Annotated in this window: 23 protein-coding genes, 2 tRNA genes and 1 pseudogene; 13 read left to right on the forward strand and 13 right to left on the reverse strand. The window is 51.9% G+C overall.

The annotated features are described in order from the left end of the window. The 4 genes from WC1_RS13690 to ydhT all read left to right on the forward strand — a co-directional run bounded on the left by WC1_RS13690 (position 1) and on the right by ydhT (position 2,996). Positions 1 to 666: a YdhW family putative oxidoreductase system protein gene (locus WC1_RS13690; protein ID WP_003836542.1), complete on the forward strand. Its 666-nt coding sequence runs from the start codon at positions 1 to 3 to the stop codon at positions 664 to 666. 63 nt (positions 667 to 729) lie between these two features. After that, positions 730 to 1,398 carry a 4Fe-4S dicluster domain-containing protein gene (locus tag WC1_RS0122755; protein ID WP_046670786.1) on the forward strand — a complete coding sequence of 223 codons (669 nt, stop codon included), beginning with the start codon at positions 730 to 732 and terminating at the stop codon, positions 1,396 to 1,398. After that, entirely contained in the window at positions 1,395 to 2,180 is a 786-nt protein-coding gene (gene phsC / locus WC1_RS13685) for a thiosulfate reductase cytochrome B subunit (RefSeq protein ID WP_003029330.1), read from the forward strand. Before WC1_RS0122755 ends, phsC begins: the two co-directional genes overlap by 4 nt. Before the next feature lie 51 nt (positions 2,181 to 2,231). Further along, entirely contained in the window at positions 2,232 to 2,996 is a 765-nt protein-coding gene (gene ydhT / locus WC1_RS13680; RefSeq protein WP_016150156.1) for a protein YdhT, read from the forward strand. 9 nt (positions 2,997 to 3,005) lie between these two features. Here the strand turns inward: ydhT and WC1_RS13675 are convergent, their stop codons facing one another. From WC1_RS13675 to WC1_RS24675, 5 genes are all read right to left on the reverse strand, one after another. Then, complete coding sequence (locus WC1_RS13675) at positions 3,006 to 3,683, reverse strand: amino acid ABC transporter permease (RefSeq protein WP_016150157.1); 678 nt, start codon at positions 3,681 to 3,683, stop codon at positions 3,006 to 3,008. Then, positions 3,673 to 4,458 (reverse strand): amino acid ABC transporter permease, encoded by a 786-nt coding sequence (locus WC1_RS13670; RefSeq protein ID WP_016150158.1) that lies wholly within the window; start codon positions 4,456 to 4,458, stop codon positions 3,673 to 3,675. The genes WC1_RS13675 and WC1_RS13670 overlap by 11 nt, the downstream gene beginning before the upstream one ends. After that, complete coding sequence (locus tag WC1_RS13665) at positions 4,458 to 5,276, reverse strand: amino acid ABC transporter ATP-binding protein (RefSeq protein ID WP_016150159.1); 819 nt, start codon at positions 5,274 to 5,276, stop codon at positions 4,458 to 4,460. Before WC1_RS13665 ends, WC1_RS13670 begins: the two co-directional genes overlap by 1 nt. A gap of 1 nt (position 5,277) precedes the next feature. Continuing rightward, positions 5,278 to 6,111, reverse strand: a complete 834-nt coding sequence (locus tag WC1_RS13660; RefSeq protein ID WP_016150160.1) for an ABC transporter substrate-binding protein — start codon at positions 6,109 to 6,111, stop codon at positions 5,278 to 5,280. A gap of 209 nt (positions 6,112 to 6,320) precedes the next feature. Then, entirely contained in the window at positions 6,321 to 6,461 is a 141-nt protein-coding gene (locus WC1_RS24675) for a hypothetical protein (RefSeq protein WP_003832695.1), read from the reverse strand. 331 nt (positions 6,462 to 6,792) lie between these two features. Here WC1_RS24675 and WC1_RS13655 point away from each other — a divergent pair, with 331 nt between their 5' ends. Next, positions 6,793 to 8,274 carry an APC family permease gene (locus tag WC1_RS13655; RefSeq protein ID WP_016150161.1) on the forward strand — a complete coding sequence of 494 codons (1,482 nt, stop codon included), beginning with the start codon at positions 6,793 to 6,795 and terminating at the stop codon, positions 8,272 to 8,274. A 21-nt stretch (positions 8,275 to 8,295) separates the two neighbouring features. Here the strand turns inward: WC1_RS13655 and WC1_RS13650 are convergent, their stop codons facing one another. Beyond that, positions 8,296 to 8,994 (reverse strand): cache domain-containing protein, encoded by a 699-nt coding sequence (locus WC1_RS13650; RefSeq protein ID WP_003029308.1) that lies wholly within the window; start codon positions 8,992 to 8,994, stop codon positions 8,296 to 8,298. A gap of 24 nt (positions 8,995 to 9,018) precedes the next feature. Further along, positions 9,019 to 9,744 (reverse strand): FadR/GntR family transcriptional regulator, encoded by a 726-nt coding sequence (locus WC1_RS13645; RefSeq protein ID WP_016150162.1) that lies wholly within the window; start codon positions 9,742 to 9,744, stop codon positions 9,019 to 9,021. A gap of 315 nt (positions 9,745 to 10,059) precedes the next feature. Between WC1_RS13645 and WC1_RS13640 the strand changes: the two genes are divergently transcribed. The 4 genes from WC1_RS13640 to WC1_RS13625 all read left to right on the forward strand — a co-directional run bounded on the left by WC1_RS13640 (position 10,060) and on the right by WC1_RS13625 (position 15,165). Beyond that, positions 10,060 to 11,487 (forward strand): gamma-aminobutyraldehyde dehydrogenase, encoded by a 1,428-nt coding sequence (locus tag WC1_RS13640; RefSeq protein ID WP_016150163.1) that lies wholly within the window; start codon positions 10,060 to 10,062, stop codon positions 11,485 to 11,487. A gap of 11 nt (positions 11,488 to 11,498) precedes the next feature. After that, complete coding sequence (locus tag WC1_RS13635; protein ID WP_003029299.1) at positions 11,499 to 11,972, forward strand: ester cyclase; 474 nt, start codon at positions 11,499 to 11,501, stop codon at positions 11,970 to 11,972. Between the two features lie 88 nt (positions 11,973 to 12,060). Further along, positions 12,061 to 13,953, forward strand: a complete 1,893-nt coding sequence (locus tag WC1_RS13630; protein ID WP_016150164.1) for an NAD(P)-binding protein — start codon at positions 12,061 to 12,063, stop codon at positions 13,951 to 13,953. 3 nt (positions 13,954 to 13,956) lie between these two features. Further along, complete coding sequence (locus WC1_RS13625; RefSeq protein WP_016150165.1) at positions 13,957 to 15,165, forward strand: c-type cytochrome; 1,209 nt, start codon at positions 13,957 to 13,959, stop codon at positions 15,163 to 15,165. 43 nt (positions 15,166 to 15,208) lie between these two features. On the opposite strand, the gene WC1_RS13620 is transcribed toward WC1_RS13625, so the two are convergent. Further along, complete coding sequence (locus WC1_RS13620; protein WP_016150166.1) at positions 15,209 to 16,684, reverse strand: MocR-like pyridoxine biosynthesis transcription factor PdxR; 1,476 nt, start codon at positions 16,682 to 16,684, stop codon at positions 15,209 to 15,211. 106 nt (positions 16,685 to 16,790) lie between these two features. On the opposite strand from WC1_RS13620, the gene puuE reads away from it, so the two are divergent. The 4 genes from puuE (at position 16,791) to WC1_RS13600 (ending at position 21,029) form a co-directional block, all read left to right on the forward strand. Further along, positions 16,791 to 18,053 (forward strand): 4-aminobutyrate transaminase, encoded by a 1,263-nt coding sequence (gene puuE, locus WC1_RS13615; protein WP_016150167.1) that lies wholly within the window; start codon positions 16,791 to 16,793, stop codon positions 18,051 to 18,053. A gap of 180 nt (positions 18,054 to 18,233) precedes the next feature. Beyond that, positions 18,234 to 19,289: an ABC transporter substrate-binding protein gene (locus WC1_RS13610; protein ID WP_016150168.1), complete on the forward strand. Its 1,056-nt coding sequence runs from the start codon at positions 18,234 to 18,236 to the stop codon at positions 19,287 to 19,289. Then, positions 19,276 to 20,280 carry a FecCD family ABC transporter permease gene (locus WC1_RS13605; protein WP_016150169.1) on the forward strand — a complete coding sequence of 335 codons (1,005 nt, stop codon included), beginning with the start codon at positions 19,276 to 19,278 and terminating at the stop codon, positions 20,278 to 20,280. The genes WC1_RS13610 and WC1_RS13605 overlap by 14 nt, the downstream gene beginning before the upstream one ends. Continuing rightward, on the forward strand, positions 20,277 to 21,029 hold the full coding sequence (locus WC1_RS13600) for an ABC transporter ATP-binding protein (protein WP_016150170.1): 753 nt from the start codon (positions 20,277 to 20,279) through the stop codon (positions 21,027 to 21,029). The genes WC1_RS13605 and WC1_RS13600 overlap by 4 nt, the downstream gene beginning before the upstream one ends. On the opposite strand, the gene WC1_RS13595 is transcribed toward WC1_RS13600, so the two are convergent. The 5 genes and pseudogenes from WC1_RS13595 to gap form a co-directional block, all read right to left on the reverse strand. Then, entirely contained in the window at positions 21,016 to 21,738 is a 723-nt protein-coding gene (locus WC1_RS13595; protein WP_016150171.1) for a substrate-binding domain-containing protein, read from the reverse strand. The genes WC1_RS13600 and WC1_RS13595 overlap by 14 nt on opposite strands. A 169-nt stretch (positions 21,739 to 21,907) precedes the next feature. Then, positions 21,908 to 21,984, reverse strand: a tRNA-Val gene (locus tag WC1_RS13590). Positions 21,985 to 21,988: 4 nt separating this feature from the next. Continuing rightward, positions 21,989 to 22,065 (reverse strand) — tRNA-Val (locus tag WC1_RS13585). A gap of 199 nt (positions 22,066 to 22,264) precedes the next feature. After that, positions 22,265 to 22,742: pseudogene (locus tag WC1_RS24680) on the reverse strand (glutathione peroxidase). 212 nt (positions 22,743 to 22,954) lie between these two features. Next, complete coding sequence (gap, locus tag WC1_RS13575; protein WP_016150174.1) at positions 22,955 to 23,965, reverse strand: type I glyceraldehyde-3-phosphate dehydrogenase; 1,011 nt, start codon at positions 23,963 to 23,965, stop codon at positions 22,955 to 22,957. Between the last annotated feature and the right edge of the window lie 3 nt (positions 23,966 to 23,968).

Here is a 23,968-nt window from a genome sequence, read left to right on the forward strand (position 1 = left end):
ATGACTAACGTGAGCAACGTTCTGGCACCCGTAGAGGCGCTTCCTGACGAGGTTGATAGTCAAAAGAGACACTGGCTGCAGGCGTTTCACCCGTCGGTAGAGCAGGTGACTGCGCCGCAGGTTCAGGATCCTGCCAGCCCGGAGTCGATTGTGGCAGATTTTATCCGCCAGCATTCGGCATCGGGGCAATTGGTGGGGCGCAGCGTGTTTCTGCAGCCACCTTATTCGGTCCCTGAAACCGATCTATCCGTGCTGCTGGATGTGCTGTGTCAGGACGCAATTAACGCGGATATCACCCGTGTGCAGGGCGCGGAAGATGTCTATTTCTACTCAACGCAAACCATGACGGCAAACTACGCCGACATGTGCGTGCAGGTGGTGGAAAACGACATCTGCCGTGCGATTGCCGAGGCGGTACGCTTCGACGGCCGCACGTATCCTCGCCCCTATAAGGTCGCCATGTTGACGCAACCGCCGTATAGCTTTGAATCTCAGCAGATTACAGCGGCGCTAACGGCTATGGAAACGCATCCCGATTACGCAGATATACGTACTGTGGAATCGTCAAATGCGGAACCTTATCTGTTTAGCGAACGTTTTATGAGTTATGGAAAAGCGTACGGCCTGTGTGAATGGCTTGAGGTTGAGCAGTATCAGAACCCCTGAATTATTCAGGTTGATGTCATGGAACGTGTGGACGACCACTGTCACAGTTTAGAGGATAACCCGATGTCCTTCACCCGACGAAAATTTGTCATTGGCATGGGGACGGTGATTTTTTTCACCGGCCCAGGTCAAAATCTGTTAGCGAGTACCAGGAGCCCTAAAGCCGTTCGTTACGTCATGATTCACGACGAATCACTGTGTAACGGATGTAATATCTGCGCGCGGGCCTGCAGGAAAACCAACCATGTTCCTGCCCAGGGCAGCCGTTTGTCGATAGCGCATATTCCAGTCTCGGACAACGACAACGAAACGCTGTATCACTACTTCCGTCAATCCTGCCAGCATTGTGATGATGCGCCTTGTATTGAGGTGTGTCCGACCGGTGCCTCCTGGCGGGATGAGAACGGTATTGTGCGAGTAGATACGTCTTCCTGTATCGGCTGCAGTTACTGTATTGGTGCGTGTCCTTATCAGGTTCGTTATCTCAACCCGCATACCAAAGTGGCGGATAAATGCGACTTTTGCGCTGAATCACGCCTGGCGAAAGGTTTTCCACCGATCTGTGTTAACGCTTGCCCGGAACATGCGCTGATTTTTGGCCGTGAAGATAGCCAGGAAATTCAGACCTGGTTGCGAGAAAACAAGTATTACGAATATCAACTTGCAGGCGCCGGGAAACCCCATCTGTATCGTCGGTTCGGTCAACATTTGATTAAAAAGGAAAATGTATGAACGCGTCGCAAAATGCCGAACAGTTTCACGCCCAGCTTGCGCAGTATGTTCCCCTGTTTTCACCGGACTACTGGCCCGTGTGGTTAGTCGTTGCCGGGTTAATGCTGGTGGGAATGTGGCTGGTGCTGGCGCTTCACGCCATGCTGCGCTTTCGGGCGGCACATAAAACGTCGGCAGGGCACGGTGAGAAGGTCTATTTATATTCGAAGGCTGTTCGTTTGTGGCACTGGTCGAATGCGCTGCTGTTTTTGCTACTTCTGGTCAGTGGCCTGGTCAATCACTTCTCTGCCGTCAGCGCACCGGTAATGAAAAGCCTGCTTACCGTTCATGAGGTTTGCGGCTTTTTGCTACTCGCCTGCTGGGTTGGTTTTGTGCTGATCAACCTGATTGGCGGCAACGGACATCACTATATTATTCAACGTCAGGGCTGGATCGCTCGCGCGCAAAGACAAACACGTTTTTACCTGTTTGGCATTATGCAGGGCGAGTCACACCCATTCCCGGCATCGCCGCGTTCTAAATTCAATCCGCTACAGCAAGCGGCCTACGTTGGCGTGATGTATGGGTTGCTGCCACTACTGCTGATTTCTGGGTTGTTATCGCTTTACCCGACGGTCGTCGGAGATCTGTTTCCTGGTGTGCGTTACTGGCTGCTTCAGGCGCACTTTGCGCTGGCAATTGTCAGTCTGTTTTTCATTTTTGGGCATCTTTATCTTTGCACTACGGGCCGCACGCCGGGCGAAACCTTCAAGTGTATGGTGGATGGCTACCACCGGCATTAAGCGATGATGATTACACGAAGTGACTTACGGGCCTGGCGTGTTGGGCCCGTCATGTATCGCTGGTTTCTACGCGCGTTTCCCGCAGGAGGAAGCTATGCCGATGTTCATCGCGCGCTCCAGCGGGAAGGGTATACCGATTGGGCAAATAGCCTGGTGGAATACGGCTGGTCGAAATGGCGGGAAGAGGCGAGTTTTGCTCAGCAGGATATTGACGCAATGGGGAATATTTCCTGTGAGCAAGCAGCGGAGGAAACCAGTCGTCCGTTGGCGAGTGTGGAAGATTATGCCCGATTTAGCAGTGCGGGTGACAACGTTAAAATTGCCAGCGCCGGGTATGCCGCACAGATCGCCAGTGCCGGTTACAGCGCACGGATTGGCAGTGTAGGCTATAACACGCATATCGGCAGTTCAGGCGATCGTGGGCGAATAGCGATTGCGGGAAATTCGGCGCGTATCAGCAGTGTGGGCGACGGAACGCGTATCGCCAGTACCGGCATGCGCGTACGCATCAGTTCGCTTGGCGACCGAAACCGGGTTGCCAGTAGCGGTGATTTAACCCAGGTAGCCTGTTTTGGCGCAGAGGCAAAAATCGCTAACTGCGCGGACAATATCCACATTATTGCCAGCGGAGAGAACGCCGTTGTTGCCAGTACCGGTACTGTAGATTCGATAACGCTCGGTCCCGGCGGATGTGCGGCGCTGGCTTATCACGATGGCGAGAGAATGCGCTTTGCGCTTGCCGTTGAAGGGGAAAAAAACATTCGGGCGGGCGTGAAATATCGGCTCAACGAAGACCATCAGTTTGTGGAATGTTGAGCCGAGAGGTCATTTTAGTGCGAAGCGGCGCTGGGTGATTTTCTCCAGGCTAAAGCACAGCAGGTAATAGACCAGTCCGGTAAAGATAAAAATGGCTGCCGGGTAGATTTGCACCCGGCTGTTAACCTGACCGGCAACCGTCGTGAGTTCCGGTACGTTAACGATAAATGCCAGTGACGTGTCCTTCAGTAGCCCAATGAAAATCCCCGTCAACGACGGCAGTACGTTACGCAGCACCTGCGGCAGCAAGATAAGCCACAGGGCCTGATCCGGGCGAAACCCCTGAACGACTGCCGCTTCATATTGCCCACCAGGCAGTGCGCTAATTCCAGCATACACCGAGTGCATCACCGAAGCGGCGGTGAACCATGCCAGCGCCAGCGTCACGGTAACGGCACCGAGCAGATCGCTTCCGGTCAGCATGGGTAGCAAATACCACATCCAGAAAATCACAAAGATGAGCGGAATGCCGCGAATAAATTCCGCCCAGATAAACAACCCGTTGCGAACCGCGCCTGGAAATCGCCAGGCGCAGCAGGCAAGAACGATCCCGCCAGGCAGCGCCAGCAAAGCCGCACCGATAGCCATCAGCAAAGTGAGCAGTACACCGCCGGGTTGCCCCTCAGCCACACGTCCCCACAGGAGATAGTCAAGATTGTCGGTAATGACCGAAATATTAGCGATCATGCAGTATGCTCCTGACGCTGAAGATGCGCATTCTTACCTTTGACGATTTACCCGCCGCCGGCCGCGGGCCAAGACGCGTAAGCAACATACCCAGCACGATGCCGGTAAACAGATAGAGTGCGGTGCCAACGGCAAAGGCTTCCAGCGCGTGCGCGTTGTAGCTCTCAATTTGCCGTACCTGGTAGGTGAGCTCAGCAAATCCAATACCGCTGGCAAGCGAGGAAAGCTTCATCAGGTTGAGATATTGCCCAACAATGGGTTGCCAGGCGTTTGCCAGTCCCTGAGGCAGCAGAATGTGACGAAATATCGCCCAGGATGAAAACCCCTGCGCCACGGCAGCCTCGCGTTGTCCGGCAGAAACTGCCTGTAAACCTGAGGCGATCTCTTCGACCAAAAATGCTGAGGTAAATACGCTCAGTCCCCATGCTGAACAGATAAACTCCGGCGTTAACCACCAGACATCACCCGGCAGAATTGACCATGGATGATCAGCATTGATGAAGCTAATGACGTCACGGGGAAGCCAGTTCCATGCGGCAAAATACCAGAACATCAGTTGCACCAGTAAAGGTGTATTGCGAAACACCGAGACCCACACCCCGACCATCGTTTTAGCGAGACGATTGCCCGTCAGTCGCAGGCTGAGCAGTGAGATGGCAATGAGCGTGGCGAGCACGATACCTGCCAGCGTCACCCAAAGCGTGGTAAGAAAACCAGAAATTATCCATTGCAGGGGTTGCCCGCTCAGCACTCCCTGCCAGTCCATTGCATGCATTATGATGATGACTCCTGGTGTAACGGGTCGAGCACTTTTTTCAGGAAACGCTGGGTTCTCGGGTGCTGTGGTTGGACGAAAAAATCCTCCGGCGGGGCCACTTCAAGAATATCGCCACCATCGATGAAAACCACACGATCGGCAATCTCGCGGGCGAAATGCATTTCGTGGGTCACGACGATCATGGTGATACCGCTGTGGGCGAGATTTTTCATCACCTGCAATACCTCGCCGATCATTTCAGGATCCAGCGCGGAGGTGGGCTCATCAAACAGAATAATTTGCGGTGATGAAGCCAGCGCGCGGGCGATGGCCACGCGCTGCTGCTGTCCACCGGACAACTGTGCGGCATAGGCATTAGCTTTTTCCGCCAGTCCCACCTTTTCCAGCAACTCAAGTGCCCGACGATCTGCTTCCGTCTTATTCCAGCCGTGAACATATTCCAGCGCCAGCGCGATGTTTTGCAGTGCAGTCAGATGCGAATAGAGATTGAATTGCTGAAATACGAAACCGATACGGCTGCGTAGCTGGCGTAATGCCGCCCCGCGCAACTGGCTAATTGGTTTACCATCAATGAAGATTTCGCCATCGCTGAGCGACTCCAACTGGTTGATAAGACGTATAAGAGTGGACTTTCCAGAACCGGAAGGTCCCAGAATGGTCACCACTTCACCGGGCTCAACTGTCAGGTTGACGCCGTTAAGTACAGTTTGAGCGCCATACTCTTTAACCACATTGCGTAGTTCGACGCTCGCCTGACGCAAATGGGTAAAATCCGCAGCCGAAGCTGCGGATCGATGAAAAAGGGCTGAGAGCATATTATTTGGCTTCTATTTTAAAAGCGCGGGCTTGTGGATTTTTGGTTTCAGGACCAAACCAGACATCATAAATTTTGGCCGCCTGCCCGGTAGATTCCAGCTTCAAAAGTTCATCGTTGACGGCTTTTAACAACGCTGGCTCACCTTTTTTCACCCCCACGCCAATCTCTTCTTTGCTCAGCAGGTCCGGTAGAATTTTGAAATCTGCTTTATCCGGCGCACCGCCTAATAAACCGGCCAGAATCGTACTGTCCTGGGTGATGGCCTGAACATTGCCGTTGCGCAGTGCAGTTAACGCCAGCGGGATATCGTCATAGGCCAGTACGCGCGACTGCGGGAAGCGCTGATGCAGTGCCTGTTCACCAGTAGTGCCTTTTACCGCGCCGATGCGTGCTTTGCTGTATTGATCGAGCTTATCCGGAGATTTTGCTGGCACAAGAAACTGCTGGCCGGTAACAAAATAGGGGACGGAGAAATCTATTACCTGCGACCGCTCAGGCGTGATCGTGATATCCGCAACGATTAAATCGGCTTTACCAGATTGTAATAACGGAATTCGGTTTGCCGGATTGGTCGCCACCAGTTCCAGTTTTACACCAAGAGATTTGGCCAGCGCTTCGGCAAAATCGACGTCGTAGCCGACAATCTTATGCGTTTTGGCATCGATGGAGCCAAACGGCGGGTTCGCGTCAAATGTTGCGACTTTTACTACGCCTGCGGCTTTGATATCGGCCAGTCGGTCGGCCTGAGCCTGTGAGACGCTAATGCCTGATGCCAGCAGGATGCCGAGTGCCAGCAGTGTTTTTTTCGCGCTGTGAGTTTTTGTTACCATCATTTTGTAAGTCCCTGTCGTTTTTTTTGGTTTGTGCTTTTTACGCTCCCATAACTCAGGTTCAGGACAAAATAAGAAAAAATTCTTATCTATTTACAAAATGTTATTAGTGAAAAAGGTGTTAACAGTGGGTAAACGCAATGCGATATGTAGCCAGGCGAGAGGGCATAGCCAGGAGGTAAAAAAAAACCGGCATTGCGCCGGTTCGGAAATCAGATTTTGCAGGCGTCACCGCAATCATTATCAGCAATAATTTCTTGCGCTTTCTTGTCTGCATCTTCCAGACGTTCAGCGTTACGCTCTTGCGCTTCTTCCAGTCCATCAAAGACCAGATTATCGAGATCAATTTCCATCATTCACCTGCTCAGGTTCAGCGTTTAACATCACGTTATTATATTGCAAAAATGTTGCTTAACAGCAGCGATTCTTGCTACTTAGCATCGAACGCAATCCGCTGTGCGTATTTATCCGCCAAAGTGGCCCACGGTTCGCAATTGCTAAAGAATTGTTGGTTGTAAATACCGCAAAATTCTCGCTCTCTCTACCGTTTTAATCCACTTTTTCATTAACGTGATGCGCGATCATTTTTAACAAATCTGCGACAAAATCACTATACATATAACTTAATATCTTTTATACATTAATTGTTCAACCCTGCGACTATTCCACAAAAGAGAAAGCTATATGGAACAGACACCTGATAAGAAAAACGATAATTTTCAAAAAGATGGCAAAGAACAGTTCAATAGATCGATCGGTTTAATTTCAAACTTTGCGTTGGGTTTTACCTACCTGTCGCCGCTTACCGCCGTCTACTCGCTGTTTGCGCTGGCCGTAACGCTGGCGGGGCCGCCTGCAGTATGGTGGATTTTAATCGTCGCATGTGGGCAACTTTTGGTGGCGCTGGTGTTTGGTGAGGTCGCTTCCCAGTATCCGATAACCGGCGGGCTTTACCCTTGGGCCAGAAGGTTGTGGGGCAAGAAATATGCGTGGATCGCCGCCTGGATCTACCTGTGGGCACTGGTGGTCACCATTACGTCGATCGCGGAATATACATCAACGTTTGTTGAATCACTCTTCCATTATGGTCAGACTCCAGCCACGATGTTGGTGACTTCCGTTCTGCTGCTGCTGTTGATGATGGCGGTTAATATGTCCGGGACTAAAAATCTGGCCCGGGTGGCGAAAATTGGTTTCTGGTGTGAAATTGTTAGCGTGATCGCGCTGGGGATTTATCTGCTGATTTTCCACCGTTCGCAGCCGTTCTCTGTAATTTTTGACTCGATGGGTGTGCTGGCTCATGACGGCAGCTATTCCACCGCATTTATGTCTGCTGCGCTGATGGGACTGTTTATGTTCTTTGGCTTTGAGGCCTGCGGTAACGTTGCGGAAGAGGTGCAGAATCCCAGTAAAAAGATCCCAGTGGCGATGATTTTAAGCATCGTATTCGGCGCGATTTCCGCCATTATTTCTGTTATGGGTTATCTGCTGGCTTCACCGAATCTGGTCAGCATCGTGAATGGCAAAACGTCCGATCCGATCCCGGCAATCCTTAATGAAGCTCTGGGTGAAACCGGCGCGACTGTCTTTATCGTCGTCGCGATTATCGCCATGTTGTCGTGCATTTTGTCTCTCCAGGCTGCGTTAAGCCGTCTTATCTTTTCTTTCTCCCGCGACAGAATGCTGCCGGGAAGTGAATGGATGGCCAAAATCTCTAAAAATGGTGTTCCGGATAATGCCATGGTCGTCAGTTGCCTACTGCCAGTGATCATCTGTGTTTGGGTTTATTTCCAGCCAGATAACCTGTCGCGTATCACCGCGTTTGCTGTTATCGGGATTTACATCTCGTTCCAGATGGTTGTGCTGGCCGCGCTGCGTCAGCGCCTGAAAGGCTGGAAACCGGCGGGGGAGTGGACCATTGGCGGTTGGGGCGTAATCGTGAATGTGCTGGCGTTAGCTTACGGATTGTGTGGGATCTGGTTACTGGCGCAACCGGCAGACAGCAGCGACTTCATTGACCGTTGGACGGTCCTGTTCGGCCTGGCGATTGTCGTTGGCTCGGGACTTATTTATATGTTCCTGACCCGTCCGTTTGGTCGTTCAGCGGCGCCGGAAAACGACGCCATTTCGTACGCCAGTAAGCTCAATATGGGGCAGGATAACTAGAAACTAAGGGCCTTCGGGCCCTTAGTTTTGATAGTGATAAAGGATAAAGTAGTCGCTCTGATACACCACGGTACTATTTGCAGGTGACAGCAATTCACCCACGCGAAAACGTGGCCAACTGGAGAAAATGATCCTGTTTTCCAGATTGGTCAGAATCACATAATCAGGATGAGCGCAGGAGAGCAGTTCGGCTTCTATCTGACTGACCAGCAAATCGACCGCGGCAACACCGAGAAACTGGTCGTTGTAGTAGACCGGGACGGCTGACGTTAGGGTATAGGAAATATTGCAAATATAGTCGACGTAGGGACCGTGGATATAGGCTTTGCCAGCCGGAGGAGAATGCTTAAACCACTCAAAGGTTCTGAAATCCAGTCGTTGTTGCGTGGCCTGATCCAAATCCAGATGCGCCTGGCTCAAACCGTTATCTTTCTTATACCACCACTCCAGCAACCAGTACTCTTTTGTGTTTGCGGTGCTCTCAATATGGCTGGCGAATCCCGCCCCTGAACAGTAATGGTTGTCACTGAGCGTGCGCTTGATGTGCTGTTGAACGGTGGATCTTACTGATGGGTCGAGGACGACCTCGGCTGAGGCCTTTTGTACCCCTGAAATCGCCTCATGGATGCTCCTCGCTAGCGCAACGGTAGAATCTACGGTAGAAACAGTAATGTCATCAATTTTACGGATTAATGCGCTTAGGGATGTCGAAGAGCTCATTGTCTGTCCTGCCTTCACTGATTGTCAGTTCGAGTTATATTTCAGCTTTTTTTCAATAAGGTAGTAGGTAAACCTGTCGATGATCCGTGTGGCAAACTGTACTGACTCTGCCTCGTTGTGAGCAGCCAGTGCATCGGCCAGCGCTGAATAAAGCGCGATAATTTCCGCATGAATACTGTCTGTGCGATAAAGTATCGCCACAAGTGATGCCCATTCAGCCTGAACTTGCAGCTCCTGATTGGCCAGTCGCGCTGAATGCGAACTGGCAGCAATCGCCAGCAGACAACGCATATCGGCCTGGGTCATCAGCTCAGGTGAGTTTGCCTTTCTGAGTACCTCGACAAACTCGCGAAATTTGGCGATATCCGCACCGGTCATCCGTCGGGAAGCCAGCCTCGCGCTATGGCTAATAATGGCGCAATGCATTTCACCCAGATCAGACAGATAATCCGTACTGATCGCTTTGAACGGGTGTAGGGCGCTATTTTTGCCATCGATATTTTCGCAGACGAAGCTCCCGCCATTACGACCGCGAACCGTATGGATAAGATTATTAGCCCGAAGCGTGTTTAGCGCTTCTCTGATAGTGATATGTGAGACACCCATCATTTTTGCCAAATCAGTTTCGTTGGGAAGCTGTTCTTTTGGCTCCAGCAACCCCGTGATAATGGCATTTGAAAGGCGCTGGACTATCTGGTCTGAACGACTGACCTGCCCGATAGGCGCAAATATGACCGCGTGAGTAATCATAATCTTTTCTGTACTCAATTCCCTGAAACAACGACCATTTTTAACACATGCCCGTCGGGCAAGGAAGGTAAGAATGGCCGAGTTATTTTACATGCCTGGGCGCAACGTCACTGCACAAGCGGATGTGTGTCCCGATAACCTCATGATGAGCTGAGCATAACGCGTCAGCTGGCAATGAAAAGCCTTACCTTACAAATGTGAAAATTAAGTTAAAAATGCGAGGCTTATCATAGTGCCAATGTTGCGCATTTGAAAAAATTTTACAATATATATATTACATAAGATTCTTTATGTATTAATTGGCGGGAGACAAACATGAAAACCCTGAAGCATTTTATTAATGGGCACTATGTAGCAGGCAGTAGCGAAGATAGCTTCGAACTGGTGAGTCCGGTTGACGGTGAAACATACGCAATTTCTCCCAACGCTAACGAGGCGGAGGTAGAACAAGCCTACTCAGCAGCGGAGGCGGCGTTTAGCATCTGGAGAAAATCGACGCCAGCACAGCGGCAAAAGGCGTTGTTGCTGCTGGCTGATGAGATTGAACGCAACGTTGAGCGACTGGTAACCGCGCAGAGTCAGGAAACCGGTCAGCTTCGCCATTTTATTGAGAAAGAGGAGATTGCGGCATCCTGCGATACCATCCGTTTTTTTGCTGGCGCGGCGCGCTGTCTTGAAGGGAAGGCGGCCGGAGAATATTCCGCCGGGTTTACATCGACCATCCGTCGTGAACCGCTGGGTATCGTTGGGCAAGTGACGCCGTGGAACTACCCGTTCATGATGGCGGTGTGGAAGATTGCACCAGCGCTGGCGACAGGCAACACGGTCGTGTTAAAGCCAAGCGACACCACTCCAGTGAGTACGCTGCTGTTGGCTGAACTGGCCGCACCGTTGTTTCCGATGGGGGCGTTTAACGTCGTGTTGGGCAAAGCCAGCACTGGTTCGCTGGTGGTTTCAAATCCGAAGGCTTCACTGGTTTCGATTACCGGTTCGGTCCGCGCGGGCTTGCAGGTTGCGGCATCAGCAGCGGCGAATCTGACTAAAGCACATCTGGAATTGGGCGGGAAAGCGCCTGCAGTCGTGTTCGCCGATGCGGATATGGACAAGGCGATTGCGACAATCACTACGGCAGGCTTTTTCAATGCCGGGCAGGATTGCACAGCGGCTACGCGGATCCTGGTAGAGCAATCCATCTATGCTGAGTTTCTGGAAAAACTGATCCAGAAAACAAAAAGTATCAAATTTGGGCCGCCAGAAGATCAGAATGCGCTGTACGGCGCATTGAATAGCCGGAATCAACTGGAGCAGGTGAAAGGTTTTATTGAGCGTTTACCGGCACATGCAAAAATTGAAACCGGTGGGCGCGCCGGGCCAGGTCCGGGCTTCTATTTTGAGCCGACGATTGTCTCCGGATTGCATCAAAATGATGAAGCTATTCAGCGTGAAGTATTTGGTCCGGTAATGACCATTCAGTCGTTTTCTACTGACGAAGAGGCACTACACAAAGCGAATGATGTGGAGTATGGTCTTGCCGCCAGCGTCTGGACCCGTAACCATGGTCGCGCGCAGCGCTTCAGCATTGACCTCGATTTTGGCACGGTGTGGATTAACAATCACATTCCTCTGTGTGCCGAAATGCCGCACGGCGGGTTCAAAAAATCGGGTTATGGCAAAGATCTCTCATCCTATTCACTCGAAGAATATACTCGGGTGAAACATATCATGTGTGACATTTCTGAATAGAGAGGATTACGATGAAAACAGTAAAAATTGCGGTGCTTTCATTAGTGATGCTCTCGGGCTATAGCTTTGCAGAAAGTACATCACTGAATACCGTAAAAGAATATATGGCGGCGTGGAATGCGCATGATGCTTCGCGAGCCGCTCAATATCTTGCGGATGATGCGGTTTATTATGATGCCGCCGCGGGTGAACCGGTAAACGGGAGAGAAAAAGCGGAAAAAGAGGTTATCGGCGCTTTTATTAAGGCGGTGCCAGATCTGAACTGGAAAATGGTTGGCAAACCCGTCTACGACGAAGACACCGTGGCATTCCGTTGGGAATTTTCAGGCAAAAATAGTGGTGAATGGGCAGGGAGTCCGCCGACAAATAATCCGATCAAATTTGAAGGCGTAAGCTATATTCATGTTAAAGCAGGAAAAATCACCTGGCAGGGTGATTATTATGATTCTAAAAAACTGGATGAAGAGTTAAAGCCAGTGAAGTAGTCGGTTGTGTCCCTTTATAACTAAGAAGGGGTATTTCTCTTATTTTTGTCGTATTAAAGGCAGTGTGTAGCAATAAGGAAAAAAGTTAATGGCAATTACCAGACGTGATTTTCTCAACGGCGTCGCGGTGACTATTGCGGCGGGACTTACCCCGCTGGAGTGGGTCAGGGCGACAGGAAAGGGAAACGCATTTATAGATGGAAATTATTATCCTCCTGCGCTGACAGGGCTGCGGGGTAATCATCCTGGATCATTTGAAATGGCGCATGCGCTAGGCCGCGAGCAGAAGCATTTTGATTTAAACGCTCTGCCCGTTGAGGAAGAGTACGATCTGGTGATTGTTGGGGGCGGGATTAGCGGGTTAGCTGCCGGTTGTTTTTGGCGTCAAGTTGCCGGGCAAAATAGCCGGATCCTGATCCTCGATAACCATGACGATTTTGGCGGACACGCCAAACGTAATGAATTTACCAGCTCGGGCAAGAAATTACTCGGTTATGGCGGCAGCGAAGCATTCCAGTCACCCGCGCATAATTTCAGCCCTGAAGTACAAAAACTGATGGAAACCGTGGGCGTCAGCGTCACGCGGTTAAAAGAGAGTTTTGACGTAAACTTCTACCCCGACTGGCAGCTCAGTCGCGGGGTTTTTTTCGACAAGAAGAATTTTGGCGTAACAAAAATCGTCAGCGGCGATCCGGGCCGCGCGGTATCTGATGATATTCCGCCGGACAGGCTCAATGGCCGTAAAATTGAAGACTTTATCAATGATTTTCCGCTAGGTGAGAACGACAGAAAAGCGCTGATCGACCTGCATGTACGCCCTGGCGATTACCTTCCGGGGATGACGGTCGATGAGAAAATGGAATGGCTGGATACCCACAGCTACAGTGAATTTTTAGCAACAAAAGTGGGTTTGAGCAAAATGGCGCTGCTCTATTTTCAGCAGCGTTCCAATGACTTCTTTGCCATCGGCATTGAAGGCATCTCCTGCAGCGATGCCAGGGCGTGCGCCTTACCCGGCATGGAAGGGATGGGGTTACCGCCGTTGGACGGAGAGTCGCTGGCCGACCTCGAAGAGCCGTATGTTTACCATTTCCCGGACGGTAACGCCGGTCTGGCCCGACTGTTAGTCAGGTATATGCTGCCGGATGCGCTACCGGGTAACACTATGGAAGACTCTGTTCTCGCCAGATTACATTATGAAAAGCTGGATCTACCAGAAAACACCACGCGCCTGCGCCTGAACAGCACAGTGATTAATGCGGCCAACGTGCAGGATGGCGTTGTGGTGACCTATCTGCGTGACGGTAAAATGCACCGTGTGCGCGGTAAGAACACCATCATGGCAGGCTATAACATGATGATCCCGTATCTGGTGCCTGAGATGCCGGAACAGCAGCAGGCGGATCTCAAACTGAACGTCAAGGCTCCGCTGGTGTACACCAACGTGGTGGTAAAAAACTGGCAGGCGTTCAAACAGCTTGGCGTACATGAATTTTATTCTCCAGCGGCACCTTACAGCCGGGTTAAGCTCGACTATCCGGTCAGTATTGGTGGGTATCAGCATCCGGCCTCCCCGGACGATCCGATGGTCATTCACATGGTCTATGTGCCGACCTACCCGGGCAGTAACCTATCGGCCAGAGAGCAGTTCCGCCTAGGACGAGCCTATTTGCTGGGGACCACTTTTGCGGCGCATGAGGAGATGATTCGCTCCCAGTTGCAGGAGATGTTTGGCTCAACAGGTTTTGATAATCAACGCGATATCTCCGCCATTACCGTTAACCGCTGGGCGCATGGCTATGCGTACTACGCCAATTCACTGTTCGATGATATGGATAAAATGCCAGAAATTATCGAGCGGGCGCGTCAGCCAGTCGGTCGCATTGCCATCGCTAACTCCGATTCTGACTGGAGTGCTTATGCCCACACAGCAATCGATCAGGCATGGCGTGCGGTTAATGAACTCAAGGATATGGGGTGATCTATGCGTAACGTAACCATTCTCGCCGCCTGTTTATTTACCGCTTCGGTAAGCGCTGCTGAATCTAACGGTGAATACATCGCGCGAATTTCAGACTGCGTCGCCTGTCATACCGCTGAAGGTGGTGCAGCGATGGCGGGGGGTAAAAAGTTTCCTACTCCGGTGGGGGATATTTATTCGACCAACATTACCCCGGACAAGGCACAGGGTATTGGTAATTACTCATACGAGGATTTTGAAAAGGCGGTACGCCAGGGAATTGCCAAAGACGGTCATCCGCTCTATCCGGCCATGCCTTATCCCTCTTATGCAAAACTTTCTGACGAGGATGTTCAGGCGCTGTATCGCTATTTTATGCATGATGTCACACCGTCTGCGCAACCCAATAAAGAGAATGCCATTCCGTGGCTACTCTCCGCCCGCTGGCCACTGCATATCTGGAACTGGCTGTTTACCGACGCGCCAGCGACGACAGTAGATAGCGCGAAACCAGATGACAACACAGCTCTGATAAAACGGGGCGCTTATCTGGTGGAAGGTCCCGGGCACTGCGGTTCTTGCCATACACCGAGAGGCATGGCGATGAATGAAAAAGCCTATACTCATGCAGATGCCGAGTACCTGAGCGGAGCGATGATTGACGGCTGGTATGCACCTTCGCTGCGGGGCAGCGGAATGTCTGAGCAGGCGTTAAAATCGCTGTTGCTGACCGGTAAGAGCAAGCATGCTGCGGTTTCAGGTTCGATGGCTGAAGTCGTCACGCAGAGTACACAGTATCTGACCGACGAAGATGCCACGGCGATCGCCCAATATCTGCTGAGTCTGAAAAGCGCGAAGCCTGAAACGGTGCGTGCTGCTGCGACTACAGCATCCTGGTCGAATTCACCTGAGGCGGGAAAAGTGACCTATAACCGTTACTGTTCAACTTGTCACGGTCTGGAAGGGAAAGGTACGGATGATAACGCACCTTCTTTGGTCAACAATCCGCTGGTCATGGTTGATGACCCGACGCCGCTGTTCAGAGTGATTGCCCACGGCGCAGAAACACCGACAACGCGTGGCAGCGTCTCCTTCAAGATGCCCGCTTACGGAGGCATGTTAAGTGACAACGAAATGCGCGACGTGATTAATTACGTGCGTAAGACCTGGGGTGAAGGGAATGGCGAAGTAAGCCATGAAGATCTGGCTGGGATTAAAAAAGCGTCACATTAAACAGTATGCCGGATAAGGTGCTTGCACCACCATCCGGCAGTGCTTACACGGTGTTTACCCTGATAATATCCGCGAGTCGGGTAAACGCCGCCGGCATTTCATGCTCTTCAATACTTGCAAACCCCAGCAACAGGCCGCTGCGTTTCTCTTCATTCACGTAATAGCGTGATAACGGGCGCACCAACAACCCTTGCGCATTCGCTTGTTGGGCAATGACCGCGTCATCGCTCCCTGCGGGTAACTGTAAGATCATATGCAGCCCGGCGTTGCTGCTGAAGGAACCAAGATAATGTTCACCAAGCTGGCGGCTGATAAGCTCTACCAGCATCTGGCGACGACGACTGTATAGTTGGCGCATTTTCCGAATGTGCGCTGCGTAATAACCCTCGCGAATAAACTCCGCCAGCGCGGCCTGAATCAACAGATGTCCACCACGATAGAGGTCGTTATGAACCTTTTTCAGCGGAGCGGCTAACGATTTAGGTAGCACGACATACCCGAGTCGAAGTGCGGGATAGAGTGTCTTACTGAATGTCCCGATGTAGATGACCGGTGTCTCTTCTTCCAGCCCCTGCAAAGAGGGGATCGGCTGGCCGGAAAAGCGGAACTCACTGTCGTAATCATCTTCCACTATCCAACTTCGCGTTTCACGTGCGCGAAAGATAAGTTGCCGGCGGCGACTGAGGCTCATCACCGAACCGAGAGGGTATTGATGTGACGGTGTCACAAAAATAAGTTTTGGCGGTGTTTCGCCTGCATCCGGCGGGACCATACCTTGTTCATCAACCGGGATAGCTGAAAAATTTACCGCATTGATACGCAGAATATTTTTGATTCCCCAGTAGCCCGGCTCCTCAATCCAGGCGTAATCGCCCGGGTTGCATAACGTTCGGGTCACCAGATCCAGCGCCTGGTGAATACCTTCGGTAATCAGAATTTGCTCCGGCGAACACCGCACGCCGCGAGCGGTGCGCAGATAGTCTGCCAGTGCTTCTTTCAGCTCATTCACACCGCCTGCGGCATCGTAAGTGAGAAACTCCGGGCGCAATCGTCTTGCCAGCCTGTCCTGAATTTTTTTGAGCACCCGGTGCGGAAAATGCTCTACATCAGGTACGCCTGGAATAAACGCGCCCCACTGACGGGGACTGGCGCTGGCATTACCTAACAGCTCAAGGCAGCGGGCAGATAAGCGGGTGTGATCCTCCAGAGCGGCAGCAACAGGTTCTTTATTGGGACGCAGGTTGAGATTGTCCAGCACGCTGTCAGTGACAAATGTGCCGCTACTGGTACGCGCAGAAATATAACCTTCGGCCTGCAACTGCTCGTAAACCCGCAGGACGGTATTGCGCGATAGCGCCAGCTCTCCTGCCAGGTCACGCGACGGAGGCATTCGGGTAGCCGGTTTCAGGCTACCTTCGAGGATGCAACTACAAATGGCGGCATACAGGCGGCGATGTAGTTTTTCGTCAGTCTGCTGACTAAATGCCTGCTTGATCACATCTCCGGCAAGTGAACGCATTTGGATCCTTAAAATAAAACGATTTGGCTCTCGATTAAAGTACCAGACGGCGTCTAAATTTAAAGGGTAATTCAACCGAAATGTATTAATGGACAAGGTGTAGAGAATGAACAATAAAAACCTGCAACAACGTCGTCTGGATGCCACCCCGCGTGGCGTGGGTGTGATGTGTGATTTTTATGCCCAGTCGGCAGAAAACAGCACGATTACCGATATCGAAGGCAATCAGTACATTGATTTTGCCGCCGGGATTGCCGTGCTGAACACCGGACACCGCCATCCTCGCCTGGTGCAGGCAGTCGAAGCGCAACTTCAGGCTTTTACCCATACGGCTTATCAGATTGTCCCGTACGAAAGCTATGTGTCTTTGGCTGAGAAAATCAACGCCGTCGCGCCAATCGATGGCAAGCGTAAAACCACATTCTTCACCACCGGGGCTGAAGCGGTAGAAAACGCGGTGAAAATTGCACGCGCACATACCGGGCGTCCTGGCGTTATCGCATTTGGCGGTGGTTTTCATGGTCGTACTTACATGACGATGGCGTTAACCGGCAAGGTGGCACCCTATAAAAAAGGTTTCGGTCCGTTCCCTGGCTCTGTTTACCATGCTCCGTATCCTTCTGAATTGCAGGGTATTTCCACGGCGGATTCCCTAAAAGCGATTGAGCGTCTGTTTAAAGCCGATATCGACCCAACCCAGGTTGCGGCGATTATCTTCGAACCCGTCCAGGGCGAAGGGGGCTTCGTGGTGGCACCGCCGGAATTTGTGGCCGCCATCCGCCGTATTTGCGACGAGCATGGCATCGTGATGATCGCCGATGAAGTACAAAGCGGGTTTGCCCGTACGGGCCAGCTGTTTGCGATGGATCATTACGCCGATAAAGCGGACCTGATGACCATGGCGAAAAGCCTCGCGGGCGGTATGCCGCTGTCTGGCGTCGTGGGCAAAGCCGAAATCATGGATGCACCTGCGCCGGGTGGTCTGGGTGGAACTTACGCCGGGAACCCGCTGTCGATCGCGGCGGCCCATGCAGTACTGGACATTATTCATGATGAACAGCTGTGCCAGCGTGCGGCGGCCCTCGGCGAACAGCTGCGCGCCGCTCTGACAGATGCGCAAGCAGGGTGTCCTGAACTGGCCGAAGTGCGTGGTTTAGGTTCTATGATTGCTGCTGAATTCTGTGATCCAGTGACAGGGGAACCCAACGCTTCCGCCGCACAACGCGTGCAGAAGAAAGCCCTTGAGCAAGGACTGCTGCTGCTGACCTGCGGTCAGTATGGCAACGTTATTCGTTTCCTTTACCCGCTGACGATTCCGCAGGATCAGTTCGCCAAAGCGCTTCAGATCATCAAAGCGGCGACGAAATAGTCCCGTATACCGCAGAAAAGACATAAAGCCGACGGTTGTCATCACCGTCGGCTTTATTATTGCTGGCATAAATTGATCTTCCTCGTGTGTAGTGCGGTATTTATCGCGAATGGGTTGCCAGTCATTACGTTATATAATTTAATACATATCGTTTTTACTCCTCTATTCAGATGGTATCCCATGTTAACTTTCCGCTCTTTTGTGCTGGTATGCGCCAGCATGTTGTTTGCGTTTTCTGCGCAGGCCGACCGTACGATCACCGATCAGCTTGGTCGTCAGGTCACGATTCCTGACCATGTGGACAAAGTGGTCGTGCTGCAACACCAGACGTTGAATATTCTGGTCCAGCTCAATGCGCAGCAGGACATTGTTGGCGTGATGTCGAGCTGGAAAAAACAGCTCGGGCCTGAATTTGCGCGCTTTATGCCGACGATTACTACATTGCCGACGCCGGGCGATCTCACCAGCGTGAACATTGAAAGCCTGCTGGCAATTCATCCACAGGTGGTGTTTGTCGCCAACTATGCGCCCGCGGAGATGATCCAGCAGATTCAGAACGCCGGTATTCCGGTCGTTGCTATCTCATTGCGCAAAGATGCCGACGGGCAACAGAATAAAATGAACCCGACTATGGCCGATGAAGAGCAGGTCTACAACGAAGGGTTAAAGCAGGGTATTCGCCTGATTGCGGATGTCGTGGGGCGCAAACCGCAGGCTGAAACGTTAATCGACTACGTTTTTGCGGCACGAGCAAAATTCAATGCGCCGGTTGCAAACATCCCGGATGCGCAAAAAGTCCGTATTTATATGGCTAACCCCGACCTGATGACTTACGGCTCCGGGAAGTACACAGGACTGATGATGCAGCACGCGGGGGGATTGAACGTGGCGGCTGCCAGTGTGAAAGGGGCCCGTCAGGTTGCGCTGGAGCAGGTATTAGCGTGGAACCCGCAGGTGATTTTTGTCCAGGATCGCTATCCGCAGGTGGTAACTCAGATCCAAAACGATCCGAACTGGCAGGGGATTGATGCGGTGAAAAATCATCGTGTCTGGTTGATGCCTGAATACGCCAAAGCCTGGGGCTATCCGATGCCGGAGGCGTTGGCGATCGGTGAACTGTGGATGGCCAAAAAACTGTATTCGGATGCCTATAAAGATGTGGACGTTGATGCGCAGGCGCAAGATTACTATCAGCGTTTTTATCGTGTGAACTGGCAGTCTGATGCAGCTAAGTAACCGTTTTTTGCCCCAGCAACCGCTCTTAATCGTTGTGGTCCTGTTGCTGGGCGTCAGTTCGCTATGCCTCGGACAATATCCGCTGTCGTTAAGCGAGGTGTTTTACCACCTGACGCACTATAGCGACGCTGAGGGAATAGCCAGCCAGGTGATCTGGACGGTCAGATTACCGCGTATTCTGATGGCGCTGCTGGCGGGGGGCGCGCTGGGGTTATGCGGGGCGACGTTGCAAGGAGTATTTCATAATCCGCTGGTCGACCCGCATATTATCGGTGTGACGTCGGGGGCGGCCTTTGGCGGAACGCTGGCCATCCTGCTCGGTCTTTCGCCCTTGCTGATGATGGGGTCAACGTTTTTCTTCGGTCTGATGGCATTGATCCTGGTGTATGCCATTGCTGCGTTACAGGGGCTGGAGAATACGCTGGTGTTGATCCTGTCAGGTATCATTTTGAGCGGCTTTTTTGCCGCGCTGGTGAGCCTGATCCAATATCAGGCTGATACCGAAGAGACGTTACCTAATATTGTGTTCTGGCTGCTGGGGAGCTTCGCGACGGCCAACTGGCATAAAGTACTGCTATTGGCGGTTCCAGTCGGTATCGCCGCGACGGTTTTGTTCCAGCTACGCTGGCGGATAAACCTGTTATCGCTCAATGACAAAGATGCCAGAGCACTGGGGGTGGCGGTGGTTCCTCTGCGACGCAGCGTTTTGGTGTGCTGCGCATTTTTGGTCGCCGCTCAGGTGGCGGTCAGCGGCAGTATTGCCTGGGTTGGGTTGGTTATTCCGCATCTGGCGCGTTTGCTGGTGGGCGTTGATCATCGTCGTCTACTGCCGTGTGCCTTCTGGTTGGGGGGCGGTTTTATGATTGTCGTGGATGATATTGCCCGCACCCTGATGCACGCGGAGATACCGCTGGGGATCATCACCGCATTGTTCGGTGCGCCGTTGTTTGCTTTCTTGCTCATTCGTACCAGCCGTCGGGAGAAATCATGATACCTGCCGCACTGCGCGTAAATCAGCTTTCTTATGGGTATCGCGCGCCGCTATTTGAGCCGCTAACGTTCTGTTGCCAGAAAGGTGATATCTGGGCCGTGCTTGGACGTAACGGTCTGGGTAAAAGTACGCTGCTTGATACGCTAACCGGCACGCTGCCTGCTTTAGGCGGGAGTATTGAAAATAACGGTGGGATAGGAATTGTGGCACAGCATAGCCATCTACCGTTTCCTTATACGGTCAGCGACGTGGTATTGATGGGGCGGGCACAGCACGTGAAGCTTTTTGCGCAACCCAGCCAGCAGGATCAACAAAGAGCAATGCAGGCATTAGAGCAGTTGAGTATTGCGCATCTTGCCTCCAGCTCATTTGGCTCACTTTCTGGCGGGCAGCAACAGTTAGTGATGATTGCCCGGGCTCTGGTGACTGAGTGTCAAACGTTGTTACTTGATGAACCGTGTTCCGCGCTGGATCTCGCCAATCAGCATGTGGTGCTCCAGCTCATCAGCGATTTGGCCCATCAACAGGGATGCAGCATTCTCTTTTCGACCCACGATCCGCTTCATGCGTTGCAGGTTGCTTCCCATACTTTGCTGCTACTCCCTGAAGGTAAATGGCGGGCAGGGCCAACGGACAGCATTGTGACCGAAGAGAATCTGTTTCTGGCCTATGGCTTACCGCTGCGAAAACTTAGCGTGGAGAATCACCCTACGCCGTTTATCGCACCGTTGTTTTCTATTCGGCGTTAAGCGGTAAGAATCCTGCGGCGGTAAGGAACGCCTGACCGCTGCGGGAAAGTATGAATTCAACCAGCGCCATGACTTCTTTGGATGCATCAAGCACCGCCAGTTGGTATTCGCAAAAAATATTGTGCTCGTCCGGAATAGCCACGTAATGTACGTCGGTCATCGCGTGCAGCGCGTGTGCGTAATGCGCGTAACCGATAAACAGATCGGCCAGCCCCTGGCGCAGGATCCAGGCGCTCGCCAGTTCTCCTTGCGGGATTTTAACCGTATCACGGCCACCAACCAGTGGGATAGCGCGCGCCCGAAGTTGCTGCCCGAGTCCTGGTTCCAGTACATCCATATTGTCGAAAAATGCCCAGGTATAGTCTCCGGAAGGGTCGCAGCCGGGCGTTGATGTCCCTGGTCGCAGCGTTGGGTCGCGGAGTAAATCCAGCCAGGTTCCGATTCGGTTGCTGACAAGGCTCAGTTTGTTCCAGCAAAAGGTGTGCGTTGAGACGGCTTTATTACGTACCAGCAGGTTTTGCGGATGTTCCCGGTTAGCGGAGGCAAAGAGCGCACACGGTTCACCCGCTTCAATACGCTCGCGCAGTAAACCGGCCGGACCATATTCAACCTTGACGTCTATTCCACTCATGCGCGTGAACTGGCTTATCAGCGGAGTAAATGCTGGGCGTAAACTGCCCGCGGCGAACAGGAGAATGGAAGAGGGCATGGTATTCGGGCTCTGACGAAAGACATTATACGAAGAAGATGAATGATACGCGTTGAGCATGGAATTTAGAATGATTTAACGCATTGCTATTGTAGCAACGTAGGAAATGATAAAACTGAAGATAAACGATAGTTTTGAGGGGAAATAGCACCAAATCGAAGAGATGATTTGGTGCGTCCGAGTGGACTCGAACCACCGACCCCCACCATGTCAAGGTGGTGCTCTAACCAACTGAGCTACGGACGCAAGATGGTGCGTTCAATTGGACTCGAACCAACGACCCCCACCATGTCAAGGTGGTGCTCTAACCAACTGAGCTATGAACGCAACGTTGTAGGTGACAACGGGGACGAATATTAGCGGCACAGACCGAATGAGGCAAGAGGGAAATGGCATTTTTCTTCCTGATCTCACGCGATTGCAGAGTAATTAAGCAAGTTGATTATATTTTGTTGATTTTGCAGCGTGTTTTTTATTCAGGCAGCAGGCAGGGGCATAATGGGAACGGTTTGAATGACATGAGCACTCAGTCTTTTAGTGTTGCAAGGATCGTGGCTTCTATTTTCTCTTGAGTCGTGTAGGGGGCAAAACGCTTAAGCGGCTTACCGTCGCGCCCGATCAGGAATTTAGTGAAGTTCCACTTGATCCACCCAGCACGCCGGGTAATTCATCTTTCAGGAAACGAAACACCGGATGCGTCCCAGCGCCGTTGACGTCCACTTTCTCAAACATCGGGAAGCTCACACCGTAGTCGATGTGACAGGTTTGTGCGATTTCATCGGCTCCACCAGGTTCCTGTTTACCGAACTGGTTGCAGGGGAAACCCAGCACCACCAGACCCTGTGCGGCGTACTTCTTATCGAGCACTTCGAGGCCTGCTATTGTGGCGTGAATCCACAATGACTGGCGGTATTAACCACCAGCACCAGTTTGCCAGCGTAATCGGCCATCGAGATGGGTTGGCCATTGAGACTGGTGGCAGTAAGTTGATGAAAGGTGGTCATACCGGAATCCTCAATTAAGTTCACATTACTCATATTGCCTGCGGGTTATAGGCTTCGCTTAGTGACTTTTTATTATGGTAGCAACCGTAAGATTAATAAAATGACTAAGTTGAGAGGAATTGCTCCGCCATCAAACTCACATTTAATCTGCCGTGGCAGAGTTAAAAAATCCAAGCCAGGCGTGGATTTTAAGAGGGCGTGGGAAGCAGGAGTTAGCGCTCGTTTTTTGCCATTAACAGCGCCAGGTCGACGAGCCGATTGGAGAATCCCCATTCGTTATCGTACCAGGCGAGAATTTTGACCATATTGCCACCAATTACCAACGTTGACAGGCCGTCGATAATGGATGAACGCGGGTCACCCTGGTAGTCGCTTGAAACGAGCGGTTCATCGCTATAGCCCAGGATCCCTTTCAGCGGCCCCGTCGCGGCGGCGTTACGAAATGCATTATTGACTTCTTCTTCCGTTACATCCCGCTCAAGCGTGACGGTCAGGTCGACAATTGACACTACCGGAACTGGTACGCGCAGCGAATAACCGGTTAAGCGACCATCCAGCTCAGGGATGACTTTGCCAAGCGCCTTTGCAGCACCGCTTGAGTAGGGCACTATCGACAATGCAGCGGCGCGGGCGCCACGAAGATCTTTTTCCGGTTGGTCGTGCAGCGCCTGGCTGTTGGTGTAGGCATGGGTGGTGTTCATCAGACCATGCTTAATACCGAAATGTTGGTGCAAAACCTGCGCGGCAGGTGCCAGACCGTTGGTGGTGCAGCTACCGTTGCTGACGACAAAGTGTTTATCCGCCGAGTAGAGATGATCGTTAACGCCCATCACGATGGTTAAATCATCGTTTTTACCTGGAGCAGAGATAATTACGCGCTTTGCGCCACCGCTGTGGATATGTACTGCCGCCTTGTCTCGTTCAGTGAAGAAGCCGGTTGCTTCAATGACAATATCGACTTCACGTTGACGCCAGGGGATTTTGGCTGGGTCGCGTTCGCTAAAAACAGTAATGGAATTACCGTTAACGACCAGTTGCCCCTCACTGGCGGCGACGTCGGCATCGAGTTTACCCAGCAGCGAATCGTATTTCAGCAGGTGCGCCAATGTTTTACTGTCAGTCAGATCGTTGATTGCCACAATCTGAATATCCGAGTTACCCAGTGCAGCACGCAGTACGTTACGTCCGATACGGCCAAAACCGTTAATACCGACCTTTACCATGAT

The sequence above is a fragment of the Citrobacter sp. KTE30 genome (assembly GCF_000398825.1).
GTDB lineage: Bacteria > Pseudomonadota > Gammaproteobacteria > Enterobacterales > Enterobacteriaceae > Citrobacter > Citrobacter freundii.